This window comes from Caballeronia sp. NK8, from assembly GCF_018408855.1.
Taxonomy (GTDB): Bacteria; Pseudomonadota; Gammaproteobacteria; order Burkholderiales; family Burkholderiaceae; genus Caballeronia.
The window spans coordinates 615,527-627,665 of the sequence record NZ_AP024325.1; the positions used below are offsets into that span (position 1 = coordinate 615,527).

Annotated in this window: 13 protein-coding genes; 8 read left to right on the forward strand and 5 right to left on the reverse strand. The window is 66.0% G+C overall.

Going from position 1 to position 12,139, the window contains the following annotated elements:
• Positions 1-2: 2 nt before the first annotated feature.
• From NK8_RS28250 to NK8_RS28265, 4 genes are all read right to left on the reverse strand, one after another.
• Positions 3-605 (reverse strand): outer membrane lipoprotein carrier protein LolA, encoded by a 603-nt coding sequence (locus NK8_RS28250; RefSeq protein WP_213233056.1) that lies wholly within the window; start codon positions 603-605, stop codon positions 3-5.
• A 4-nt stretch (positions 606-609) separates the two neighbouring features.
• Positions 610-1,518, reverse strand: a complete 909-nt coding sequence (locus NK8_RS28255) for an acyl-CoA synthetase (protein ID WP_213233232.1) — start codon at positions 1,516-1,518, stop codon at positions 610-612.
• Positions 1,519-1,586: 68 nt separating this feature from the next.
• The gene (locus NK8_RS28260; protein WP_213233057.1) at positions 1,587-3,281 is read right to left on the reverse strand and encodes an AMP-binding protein; all 1,695 of its coding nucleotides are present in this window, start codon (positions 3,279-3,281) and stop codon (positions 1,587-1,589) included.
• A 20-nt stretch (positions 3,282-3,301) separates the two neighbouring features.
• Positions 3,302-3,955 (reverse strand): hypothetical protein, encoded by a 654-nt coding sequence (locus NK8_RS28265; protein ID WP_213233058.1) that lies wholly within the window; start codon positions 3,953-3,955, stop codon positions 3,302-3,304.
• Positions 3,956-4,409: 454 nt separating this feature from the next.
• Here NK8_RS28265 and NK8_RS28270 point away from each other — a divergent pair, with 454 nt between their 5' ends.
• From NK8_RS28270 to NK8_RS28305, 8 genes are all read left to right on the forward strand, one after another.
• Positions 4,410-4,670, forward strand: a complete 261-nt coding sequence (locus tag NK8_RS28270) for a phosphopantetheine-binding protein (RefSeq protein ID WP_061173699.1) — start codon at positions 4,410-4,412, stop codon at positions 4,668-4,670.
• A 30-nt stretch (positions 4,671-4,700) separates the two neighbouring features.
• The gene (gene fabG, locus NK8_RS28275; protein ID WP_213233059.1) at positions 4,701-5,417 is read left to right on the forward strand and encodes a 3-oxoacyl-ACP reductase FabG; all 717 of its coding nucleotides are present in this window, start codon (positions 4,701-4,703) and stop codon (positions 5,415-5,417) included.
• Positions 5,418-5,428: 11 nt separating this feature from the next.
• Positions 5,429-6,766, forward strand: coding sequence for an NAD(P)/FAD-dependent oxidoreductase (locus NK8_RS28280; protein ID WP_213233060.1), 1,338 nt, complete (start codon positions 5,429-5,431; stop codon positions 6,764-6,766).
• Positions 6,767-6,807: 41 nt separating this feature from the next.
• Complete coding sequence (locus tag NK8_RS28285; protein ID WP_225936498.1) at positions 6,808-7,623, forward strand: MipA/OmpV family protein; 816 nt, start codon at positions 6,808-6,810, stop codon at positions 7,621-7,623.
• Positions 7,616-8,425 carry a 1-acyl-sn-glycerol-3-phosphate acyltransferase gene (locus tag NK8_RS28290; RefSeq protein ID WP_213233061.1) on the forward strand — a complete coding sequence of 270 codons (810 nt, stop codon included), beginning with the start codon at positions 7,616-7,618 and terminating at the stop codon, positions 8,423-8,425. Before NK8_RS28285 ends, NK8_RS28290 begins: the two co-directional genes overlap by 8 nt.
• Before the next feature lie 125 nt (positions 8,426-8,550).
• Positions 8,551-8,841: a nucleotidyltransferase family protein gene (locus tag NK8_RS28295; RefSeq protein ID WP_213233062.1), complete on the forward strand. Its 291-nt coding sequence runs from the start codon at positions 8,551-8,553 to the stop codon at positions 8,839-8,841.
• Positions 8,838-9,200, forward strand: a complete 363-nt coding sequence (locus NK8_RS28300; RefSeq protein ID WP_213233063.1) for a DUF86 domain-containing protein — start codon at positions 8,838-8,840, stop codon at positions 9,198-9,200. Before NK8_RS28295 ends, NK8_RS28300 begins: the two co-directional genes overlap by 4 nt.
• 121 nt (positions 9,201-9,321) lie before the next feature.
• Complete coding sequence (locus NK8_RS28305; RefSeq protein WP_213233064.1) at positions 9,322-10,089, forward strand: glycosyltransferase family 2 protein; 768 nt, start codon at positions 9,322-9,324, stop codon at positions 10,087-10,089.
• Here NK8_RS28305 and NK8_RS28310 read toward each other — a convergent pair whose 3' ends face one another.
• Positions 10,090-12,090, reverse strand: a complete 2,001-nt coding sequence (locus NK8_RS28310) for a glycoside hydrolase family 28 protein (protein WP_213233065.1) — start codon at positions 12,088-12,090, stop codon at positions 10,090-10,092.
• Positions 12,091-12,139 lie beyond the last annotated feature (49 nt).

Consider the following 12,139-nt stretch of genomic DNA (forward strand, 5'->3'; position numbering starts at 1 on the left):
GCTCAGTGCGCCGACGCGTCTTGCAGGCGCATCAGCGAATGGTCGCCATCGGCCTGCCTGATCTCGACGCGCGCGAGTGTCGCGCCGGTGCCGGCGAGCGTGATCGAAGCGACTTTCTGCTTCATGCGTGAATCGATCGGCACGAGCGTGAGCGTCCAGTCGTCGCCCTGGCCCGCGATCGACACCGTATACGCGTTCTCCAGCGCGAAGCGGTTGCCCGCGAGCGTCGCGCGAATGCTTTCGATGAACGCGCCCAGTTCCGGATAGTTGCGCAGGGCAATCGTGACCTTGCGGCCGTTGCGATCGACCGTGAGCATGTCGCCATCGACGACGAGGTTTTCCGGCTTCGGGCTGACCGTATGCTTTTCCAGATGATCGGGCGCGACGAACACCAGTTCGCCCGACGACTCCAGCGGCTCCTGCGCGATCTTCAGATAGCGCGTTTCGGTGAAGCGCGCGCGGCCCGACTTCTTCGCGCCGAGCGTGTTCATCAGCCGGTCGAGCGTCCAGCCGGAAGCGGGCGCGTCCGCCGCCACGGCGAACGTAGTGAACGCGGAGGCGGCGCACAGCACGGCGGCGCCCAGCAGCGCGGAAAAAACTCGCATAAGCTCAGGAATCCCTCGTGACTTCCTGCAAACGGGCGCCCGTCGCGCGCGCCGGCGCGGATTCAGTTGCGGCATTCGCCTGCCAGAAGTCGAAATAGTTGAACCAGTTGTACGGCGCCGCGCGGCAATATTTCTCCAGCAGCGCGACGTAGCGCGAGAGCGCGGCATCGACGGCGGCGGCGCGCTCGCTGCGTTCGATCGTCGAGAAATCGGCGAGCGTCTCGAAGTGGATATCGTAGCGATTGCCGCCGAGATACAGCCCCGTCATGAAGACGACCGGACGCCGCAGCACCGCCGCCATGTGCAGCGGCCCGAGCGGAAACGCGGCGGGCGCGCCGAGGAAATCGCGTTCCTTGAGGGTGTCGCCGGCCTGACGCAGCGTACGGTCCGCAAGCATGCCGACGAGCGTGCCCGCATCGAGCCGTTCGCGCACTTTGAGCATCGCATCGACCTTGCCGAGTCCGATCACATCGTGATGCGCGGCGGGATTCACGGCGGCGAGAATCGCGTTGATCTTGCGGGCGTTTTCCTCGTACATCGTGATCGCGACGCGGATATGCGGCTGCGCCCGCCCGATCGCGCGCACCACCTCGAAACTGCCGAGATGCGCGCCCATCAGGAACGCGCCGCGTCCGCCGGCGAGCGCGGCTTCGACTTCCTCGACGCCGTGCGTGCGGATGTCGAACAGATCGAAGCGTTCATTGAGCAGATAGATGCGGTCGTGAATCGTCGACGCGAACGAGAACACGTGCCGATACCCATCGCGCCAGCCCGCATGCCGGCCGAGCGCGCGATTCAGATACGCGCGCGACGCCCGCCGCGCGCGCGGCGAGAACACGACGAAATACGCCGTGATGATCCGCAGCAACACGCGCCCGATGCGCCGCCCGAAGCGCAGCGACACCCACGTCATGAAGCGCAGCAACGCGAAGTTGCTGCGTTCCTGGCGGTCGGCCCAGTCGTCGCGATTGCGCGGCTTGTTCACGATGCGTGCATATCCGTGGACGACGTGGAAGGTGCGGCGAGCGCGCCGCTCGCCACCGCGCGCGCGCCCGCGCGGATCGTGAAGCGGATCGCGCCGCTCGCCGCCGTCTCGAAGGCGATATCGAGCGGCTCGCCCGGCTCGGCCGGACTCAGGAATTTCGCGGATTCGATCCTGCACGCATCGAGGCGCTGTCCGATTGCGGAGCCGATCGCATCGAGTGCGTGATCGAGCAGCACGACGCCCGGCACGATCGGACGGCCGGGAAAATGGCCGGCGAGCGCGGGATGTTCAGGCGGCACCGTGAAGCGCAGCGCCGCGCGGCGCGTGCGCTCCTGTTCGATCAGTTGCGTCAGCACTTCGCGCGGCAGCTTGCCGGTGGCGTTGCGCGGCAGCGCATCGACGAACAGCAGCGGACGCGGCATGAACGCGGCGTCGACGCGCTCGCGCAATGCGCGCTGCAAGTCCGCCGCCGCGAGTTCCGGCGCGACGACGAGCGCCATCAGGCGGCGCACGGTTTCGCTGTCGGCGCCATCGCGGGTTTCATCGGGCATGTAGAACACGCCATCGACGACACCCGGGACCGCGTTCAACTGATGATTCAGATACGCGAGCGACGTGCGCTTGCCCGCGATATTGATCAGATCCGCCTTGCGGCCGTGCAGCAGGAAATGCGTATCGTCGATGAGTTCAAGCGCGTCGCCCATCGGCACCGGCACTTCGACGTGGCCGCCCGAGGCCCACATGGTTTGGCCGCCGCTATCGTTGGCATCGTCGGCGCGCGGCGTCAGCGCGATGTCCGGAAACAGCTCCCACGCGGCGGTGCGCGCGGTGCGGCGCGTCGCGATCTGGCCGGTTTCGGTGCTGCCGTAGATTTCCATCAGCGGCGCGTCCAGGCGCGTTTCCGCGTCCAGCGCGAGCTTTTCCGAAAGCGGCGCGGTCGCCGACAGCACCAGCGAGGCGCGCGGCAACGCATCTTCGTTCGCGAACAGCGCGCGCAGGTGGATCGGCGAACTCACGAGCACGCGCGGCTCGGGCACGGCATCGAGTTCCGCGCGGATATCGACGGGATAGAACGGCTGGCGGTTGCTGAACGCGAGACCGCCGAGCAGCGCCAGCAGCACCGTCGATTCGAAGCCGTACATGTGCTGCGGCGGCACGGTGCCGATGAGCGTCGCGGGTGCAACGCCCAGCAGGCCGAGACGCGCCGCCGCCGCGCGCACGTTCTTCACCAGAAAACCCCACGTCTTGCGATGCGGCACCGGCGCGCCCGTCGAACCGGACGTGAACACGTAAGCCACGACGCGCGCGCCGTCGATGTGCGGCACGGCCGCTTCGTCGTCGCCTCGGGGCGCGTTGGTCTTCGGATAGCGAAAACGCGGCAGATCGATCGCGCAATCGTCGTTGTCGTGCAGGCAGAACGCGTCGGGCGCGAACGAGGCGAGGGCGCGCACCATTTCCGGCGTGTGCGTCGACGGCAACAGGCTCGTCTTGCCCGCGACGAGCGTCGCGCACAGGCTCACCGTGAAGCGATAGCGGTCGGTGCAGACGTTGAACACGTGGCCGCCTTCGGGCAGCGCATCGGCGAGCGTGCGGACATCGGCGAGAAATTCGCGCACGCTGACGGGCGCGCCGTCGCGCCAGGCGATCGTCTGATCCGGCGACGCGTGGAAAACCAGCGGAAAGGTTTGCATGGGCGATGAGTTCGACGGCATCACTGCGCCCCGCTGCGACGCATCTGCATCGAATGCGTGTAGGCGCGAACGGCGTCCATGATGCTCGACGGCTCCATGTCCGGCAGCGCGATGCGGCGGCACGCGTACTCCGCGACGAACATCAGCCCGACGAGCGGCAGCGCGAGATAGTTGGCGAAGGTGGACCACGCGACGATCGACGCGCAGGCGAACAGCACGCTCGACACGAGCGCGGTCGCGACGAAGAAGAGCGTCCACGCGAGCGTCACGCGCCGCGTATAGCGCACGACGCGCGCTTCGAGCTTGCCGTGGACCATCGTCGCGAACTGGGTGCAGAGCGGCTCGCGGCCGTGACCGAGCGTGCGGCCGAACATCCACGCGAGCGCGAGATTGAAGCTCGCGTGTTCGAGCCACAAACCCCAGCCGAAGTGCGCGGTGAGCGGCGCGCGCCCGCACCACAGCGCCGCGCAGGCGAGCGCCCAGAGCGGCAGCAGCCACGCCCGCGCCGACGCGCGCGCAGCGGCGTTCAGCGTGATGAGCAGGAGCGGCGCGAGAACGAGCGCGAGCCCCAGCCCGTGCGCGTCCGGAGTGGACGCGGCATGGTGCGCGGCAAGCTGATACGCGACGATCGCGCCGACGACGCCCGCCGCGCGAAGGATGCGGACGGGGCTCATCGGCACGCTCCCGGCGCACAAAACGCACACGGAAGAACAGGTGGGAAGAAAAAGGTACGCAACATGGGATGCGGCTGCGGCGCTCTTCATGAACGCTCGGTAGTTGAACAAAAACCCGGCAGTCGCCTGCCTGACGAGTATTTTCCCGCGCGGGTGCGGGCCCGGTCTGTAACCGATTGTTCGATGATCTTACATTCGTCAGACCGGCCGATTTTACCCTACTGTCGCGGCCCCCCTGCCAGAGGGCGAAACCGCTGATTTTTCTCAGAAATATCGTGCTGCGGAGAGTGGTGCGGCCGGTTACCTTTACTACTAGGCGTCCCAAGGGGCTTCGTCTAGAATTTCGCCACTGCAATTATCTCGATAACAGGCAGCCGGCAGCGTGCGGAAAGCGCGGGGCGCACGTGTTCCGAGCGGCCCTCGCCGCGCGTTTTTGCGCTGGTCTGTACACACGATGAACGAACTGGAAAGAGAGCTCGCGGAGCTGATCGTCACCGAATTGAACCTCGAGGACGTCGATCCCAAGGCCGTCTCGGCCGACACGCGGTTGTATGAAGAAGGATTCGGGCTCGATTCCATCGACATCCTGGAGATCGCGCTTCTGATCTCGAAGAAATACGGCTTCGAGCTGCGCTCGGACAATCCGGACAATCAGAAGATCTTCGCGAACCTCGGCGCGCTCGCGGCGCACGTCGCCGCGCACCGCACGCGTTAAACACATGCAAGCGATGACGGGAGCCACGCCATGCGCGCGCTCGTGACAGGCGGCAGCGGCGCGATCGGACAAGCGGTCGGCCGCTCGCTGGCGGCGGCCGGGCACGAGGTCTGGATTCACGCCAACGGCGGCATCGAGCGCGCTGAAAGCTGCGTGCAAGCCATTTGCGCGGCGGGCGGCACGGCGCATGCGATCGCCTTCGACGTGACCGATCCCGACGCCACCGAAAGCGCGCTCGCGCGCATTCTGGCGGACGGCCCGGTGCAGATTCTCGTGAACAACGCGGGCATCCACGACGACGCGCCGATGGCCGGCATGACGCGCCAGCAATGGAAACGCGTGCTCGACGTCACGCTCGACGGCTTTTTCAATGTCACCCAGCCGCTTCTGATGCCGATGATCCGCACGCGCTGGGGACGCATCGTGAATATGTCGTCGCTGTCGGGTCTGATGGGCAATCGCGGCCAGGTGAACTACGCGGCGGCGAAGGCTGGGCTGATCGGCGCGACGCGCGCGCTCGCGCAGGAACTCGCCTCGCGCGGCATCACGGTGAATGCGGTAGCGCCGGGCGTCATCGATTCGCCGATGCTCGGCAACGCGTTCCCGCCCGAGCGCATCAAACAACTGGTGCCGGCGCAGCGCGCGGGCACGGCGGACGAAATCGCGGGCATGGTCGCGTATCTGGTATCGGATGCGGCGGCTTATGTCACCGGACAGGTCTTGTCGATCAACGGCGGAATCGCCTGAAGAGGAACGCAATGGTTAAAGCGCTGCAAACGCAGCAGGACTGGGACGTCGTCGTGATCGGCGGCGGTCCCGCCGGTTCGACGGCGGCGACGCTGCTCGCGGACCGCGGCTATCGCGTGCGGGTGCTGGAGAAGGCGCGGCATCCGCGCTTTCATATCGGCGAATCGCTGTTGCCGGCGAATCTGCGGCTCTTCGAGCGGCTCGGCATCGCTGAAGAAGTGCGCGCGATCGGCATGGTCAAGCTCGCGGCCGAGTTCGTGTCGCCGCAACACGGCGATCGCACGCAGCGCTTTCTGTTCGCCGATGCGTGGGACAAGTCGATGCCGAGCGCGTATCAGGTGCGCCGCTCCGAACTCGACGAGATTCTGCTGCGCAACGCGTCGAAACACGGCGCGCACGTGAGCGAAGCCTGCCGCGCGCGCGATGTCGTGTTCGCGCCGGACGGCTCCAGCGCGACGATCGGCGCCGAGCACGACGATGGCCGCATCGAAGAAGTGCGCGCGCGCTTTGTCGTCGATGCATCCGGGCGCGATACGCTGCTCGCGAATCATTTCAAGACGAAGCGGCGCAACGAGCGTCACAACTCGTCGGCGCTGTACGGCCACTTCCGCAATGCGCGCCGCAACGCCGGCGAGAACGAAGGCAACATCACCGTGTTCTGGTTCGAGCACGGCTGGTTCTGGTTCATCCCGCTCGCGGACGGCGCGACGAGCATAGGCGCGGTCGTGTGGCCCGCGTATCTGAAGCGGCGTCCGAAGGGCACGTCGGTGGAAACGTACTTTCGCGACACCATCGCGCTGTGCGCGCCGCTCGCCGAGCGTCTGAAAGATGCCGAACTGATCAGCGAAGTCCACGCGACGGGCAACTATTCGTACACCGGCGACATGACGCACGGGCGCAACTTCCTGCTGCTCGGCGACGCCTTCGCGTTCATCGATCCGGTGTTCTCGTCCGGCGTGATGCTCGCGATGCAAAGCGCGTTCGCGGGCGCGGAAGCGATCGACACGGCGCTTGCCCATCCCGCCCGCGCGCAAGCCGCGCTCGCGAAGTTCGATCGCGACGTGCGGCATGGCCCGCGCGAGTTCTCGTGGTTCATCTACCGCATGACGTCGCCGACGATGCGCAATCTCTTCATGGGCCCGAAGAACCCGCTGCGCATGAAGGAAGCGCTGCTGTCGCTGCTCGCGGGCGATATCTTCGGCACGACGCCGATCTGGCATTCGCTGCGCGCGTTCAAGGGCATCTATTACATCGCGGCTGCGCTCGACTGGCGCAATTCGCTGCGCGCATACCGCCAACGTCGTCGCAATCTGAGCGATGCGGAACGCGCGGAGCTATCGGCCAATTGATCACGATGCCGGGATTTCGCCCGCTACGCCTCGCGTCCCTGATGCTGTTCGTCGCAAGCGGTGCGGCGTGCGCAGACGAAGTGCCGCCGCCAGACAAGCCGCTGTGGGAGCTGGGCGTCGGCATGGGCGTGGCGGCGTTTCCGCATTATCCCGGCTCGAACCAGACGCGCGCGTGGGTGTTCCCGTTTCCCTACGTGGTCTATCGCGGCAAGTTCCTGCGCGCCGACCGCGACGGCGTGCGCGGCCAGTTGCTCAGCACCGACCGCGTCAACTTCAATATCAGCGTGCTCGGCTCGCTGCCGGTTTCCAGCCACGACGACAACGCGCGCACCGGCATGCCCGACCTCAAGCCGACGATCGAAATCGGCCCGTCGGTGGAAGTGCATCTGTGGCGCTCGCCCTCGCGCGACATGCTGCTCGATTTGCGTTTGCCGGTGCGACTGGGGATCACGCTGGAGTCGTCGCCGAAGACGGTCGGCTGGCAGTTCGAGCCGAACGTGAATCTCGATCTCGTCGATGTCGCGGGCGTGTCGGGGTTGCGCGTCGGCATGTTTGCCGGTCCGATGTTCGCCGACGGCAAGTACAGCGACCACTTCTACACCGTCGCGCCGCAGTACGCGACGCCCGGCCGCCCCGCGTTCCAGGCGAGCGGCGGCTACGCGGGCACGCAGGCGCTCGTCTCGATGTCGCGGCGCTTCAGCCGTTACTGGGTCGGCGCGTTCATGCGCTATGCGAATCTCGCGGGCGCGAGCTTCGCCGACAGCCCGCTGGTGCGGCAAAAGAGCGTGCTCTCGGGCGGCGTGGCGCTCGCGTGGGTGTTCGGGCAATCGTCGAAAACGGTGGCGAGCGATGAGTGACGCGCATCGGAAAATCGGCGGCGCGGGCGAGAAGCTGTCGTTCGCGGGGGCGCTCGAATCCGCGTGGCAATGCGTGGCGTTCTACTTCGCGCTCGTCGTGCTCGCGCTCGTGTGCCTCGCGTGGTTTCCGTTCGCGCTGATTTTGCGGCGCGCGCTGTCCGTCGATGCGGGGCGGCGCGTCGGGCGCGCGGTCGTGCAGCGCGTGTGGCACGGCTATTTCGTGCTGCTGCGCGCGCTCGGCGCGTGCCGCTTCGATCTCTCGGCGCTCGACTCGCTCGCGGCGCAGCCGCCGATGATCCTTGCTCCGAACCATCCGTGTCTGCTCGATGCGCTCCTGATCGCGTCGCGCGTGCCCGACACCTGCTGCGTGATGAAGGGCGATGTCGCCGGCAACGTGTTTCTCGGGCCGGGCGCGCTGCTCGCGGGTTATATCGTCAACGATACGTCCGTCGGGCTGATCCGTGCGGCTGTCGCCGAATTGCAGCGCGGCGCGCCGCTGCTGTTGTTTCCCGAGGGCACGCGCACGGAGCATGCGTCGGTGAACCCGCTGAAGGGCGGCATCGCGCTGATTGCGGCGCGCGCGCAGGTTCCGGTGCAGACGCTCATCATCGAGACGGATTCGGGGTTTCTGGGCAAAGGCTGGCAGATTTTCAGGAAGCCTGCGTTGCCGATTACTTATCGCGTGACGTTAGGCCGACGCTTCGCGCCGCCAGGACGCGATCATGCCGCGTTGCAGGCGTTCATCGGTGAATTGCAGCGGTTTTATGCGGGGGAGCTGGATGGGCATCGGGGGCGGGATTGAGAGCGCCCGGGCAAGCGCGTTGCGCGCTTCGCCTTTGCAAGCCGTCGGGATTCTCGAAAATGGTTCTCGGAATGCTATTCTCGATCCCATGCCATTCCAACGAGTTTCGATAACAGACGCCGCCCATGCGACCCTCACTCGCACTTGACCTCAAGCGAAGCGCCATCCGTGAAGCGGCAAGCCGCTTTCGCGTGGCGAATCCGCGTGTGTTCGGTTCGGTGCTTCGCGGCACCGATCGGGACGGCAGCGATCTCGATCTGCTGGTCGATGCGCTGCCCGGCGCGACGCTGTTCGATCTGGGTGGCCTGCAAGACGAACTGGAATCGCTGCTCGGCATTCACGTCGATCTGTTGACTCCGGCTGACTTGCCGCCGAAATTCCGGGCCAAGGTGCTCGCGGAGGCGCAGCCAGTATGAGCGAGAACCGCCTGCCTGATTACCTTGACCACATGCAGCAGGCCGCGACGGATGCGTGCGCCTTCGTGGATGGAATGGCCAAGACCGAATTCCTGGAAGACAAGCGCACTCAGCAGGCCGTCATCATGAGCCTCATCATCATCGGTGAGGCCGCGACGAAGGTGATGGACGGCTACGCCGAGTTCGTTCAGGCGCACGCGCAAGTGCCGTGGCGCGGCATGCGGGGCATGCGCAACCGCATCGCGCACGGCTATTTCGACATCAATCTCGATGTGGTGTGGGAAACGGTACAGTCCGCGTTGCCCGACCTGTTGAGACAACTACCCGCCGTTCGCAACGCTGCAAACGTATCCTCATAACGCGCCACCGATTGGAGCGTCCAGTCGATTCGCGCGGAATCGTGCGACGACGGCGCCTTCCGGCACCGACGTCCGCAGACGTTAAAATTCGCCCTATCCCTCCGACTCCCCACCTTTCTCAATGCCTTCGACAAGCGCATCGTCCACCCATCTCGTCCTCATCCCGAGCTACAACCCCGGCGAGAAAGTCGACGAAACCGTACGCGGTGCGCGCGAGCAGTGGAACCCGGTATGGGTCGTCGTCGATGGCAGCACGGACGGCAGCGCCGAACGCCTCACGAAGCTGGCCGAAGCCGATCCGGGCCTGCGCGTGATCGTGCTGCCGGAGAACCGCGGCAAGGGCGCAGCGATCCTCGCGGGCCTCGACGAAGCCGCGAAACTCGGCTTCACGCACGCGCTCACGATGGACTCCGACGGCCAGCATCCCGCCGCGCTGATCCGCACGTTCATGCAAACGTCGATGAACGCGCCCGATGCGATGATCCTCGGCCGCCCGAAGTTCGATGCCAGCGCGCCGCAGTTGCGCGTCCAGGGCCGGCGCATCTCGAACGGCTGGGCGAATCTGGAGACGCTGTGGATGGGCATCGGCGATTCGCTGTACGGCTTTCGCGTCTATCCGATCGCGCCGCTCGCCGCGCTCATGCGCAGGCAGACGTGGATGCGCCGCTTCGATTTCGATCCCGAAGCGGTGGTGCGCCTGTGCTGGCGCGGCGTGCGCCCGATCAATCTCGACGCCCCCGTACGCTATTTCACGCCGGAAGAGGGCGGCGTCTCGCATTTCCGCTATGGCCGCGACAACGCGCTGCTGACGTGGATGCACACGCGGCTTTTTCTCGGCTTCGTGCTGCGTGTGCCGATGCTCATCGCGAGACGCCTGACAGGACGATGATCAACGCGGATCGCTGACCGTCGAGTTCATCGTCACGCCCGCGATCACCGTGTTCTTCAGCACGATGTCGTGCACGTTGTACGCGTAGATCGGGCCGGGCGTCGCCGCCGTGGCCGGACCTGCCGCGACCGGCGTGCCGAAATCGCAATCCGTGATGGTGACGCCGGTGATCGCCGGAATCGTGGGCGTCGGCGCGGGGCCGTTGTAATCGAACGCGACCGGGCCTTGCGCGACGATCGCCTGAAAACACGAGCCGGTCACGCCGTTGAGCGACACGTTGCTCGCCTTCACGTTCGAGATGTTCACGTTCTGCACGAGCGCGGGCCGCGTGCGGATCGCGTCCTTCGACGGCTGATAGTCGCAATCGAAGGTGATGATGCCGCCCTGCGCCGCCGATGGATTCGCCGCCGTCGCCGTCGCCACGCCGAGCGGCACGGTGGCGTTGATCGGGCTGCCCGCGATCAGGCTGCTGCCGTAACCGGAAGGCGTCAGGCTGACGCCGTTGGGCAGCGTCACGTTGTCCACGTAGAAATCCTTCACGAAACCGCCGCGATTCATGTTCGTCTTGATGCGAATCGCGATGTTCAGCGAATTGGTCGCCCAGAACTGGTTCAGCATCTGCAGGTTGCGCGCGTAGATCTTCTGCACGCCGCCGCCCATTTCGCTGCCGAGCGTGATGCCGCCGTGGCCGCTGTTCATCGTGCAGTTCTGGATGACGTGGTTCTGCGCCGGACCGTATTGCGTGTCGAGATCCTTGCCCGACTTGATCGCGATGCAGTCGTCGCCGGTGTTGAACGTGACGTTCTCGCACAGGACCATGTCGCAGGCGTCGGGATCGAAGCCGTCGTTGTTCGGGCCGATGCTGTCCACCGTCACGCTGCGCATCACGACGTTCTGGCAATCGGTCGGATGATGCTGCCAGAACGGCGTGTTGTTGGTGCGATAACTTTCCATCAGCACGTTCGTGCAGCCGATGAACTCCACCATGCACGGCCGCAGATAATGCCCGATGCCGAAGATGCGCTTCTCGATCGCGACGCCCGCTTCCGACAGCGCCGGCAGATAGTTCTGGTCCTGCTGCCAGGGCGTGGTCGGATCGGTGAGTTTGGCGTAGAGCGTATCGGAGATGCCGGGCACGGCGGTTTTCAGATCCACATTCTTCGCGTTGCTCGATGCCTGCGAAGGCGTCGACGAATTCACGCAGCCGTACACGCCGGTGTTGCCCTTCCACGTCCACCAGCAGGTCGCGGTGTTGCCGCTGCCGGCGAAAGGTGTCATCGCCTGGCCGTTGAGCACGGAAGTATTGCCTTCGCCCGTCACCGCGATGTTCGTCTGGTTGCGCGCATAGACCGGCGGACCGTAGTTGAGGCAGTCGTTCGCCTGCCAGCGGCTGTAGTAGAGCTTGCCGTTCGGGCCGCAATCGATCGGGCCGTCCTTCGCGTAGTCGGCGGGATTCGGGCTGAAGTAGATCGTGCAGTTCGCCGAGAGATGGAAGTCGACGTTGGACAGCAGCACGATCGGGCCCGAGCAATACCACGTTCCCGCCGGCACGACGACGTGTCCGCCGCCCGCCGCGCTGCATGCCGCGATGGCCGCGAGAAAGGCCGGGCGCGAGTCGAACGAGACCGGCGCGTTGGTGTGATCGGCGCCCGTGGACAGCGGCGATTTGGCCGGATCGGTGTACGGATTCGCCGCCGCGATGACCGCGCAAGGCTTCGCGCCGTAGTCGGTGACGAGAAACTGGCGGCTCGGAAACATCGACGTCGATACGCCTTGCAGCGCGTTCACGATCTGCGTCGCGGAGCCGGACGAGCCCCAGATCGGGTCTTGCGCGGGCGGCGGCGTCGATCCGGAGCCGGAGTCGTCGTGTCCGCCGCAGCCGGCGAGGCCGAGGGAGCCCATCGCACCCAATAGCGGAGCGCCCGCCGAGATGCCCGCGAATTTCACGAACATGCGACGCGCGGGCGACGGCACCGCCGATACGTGTTTCGGTTGCTTCATGAAGTCTCCTTGGATGCGGATTTTGAGCGCGCGCGGGCGCGTGGACGCA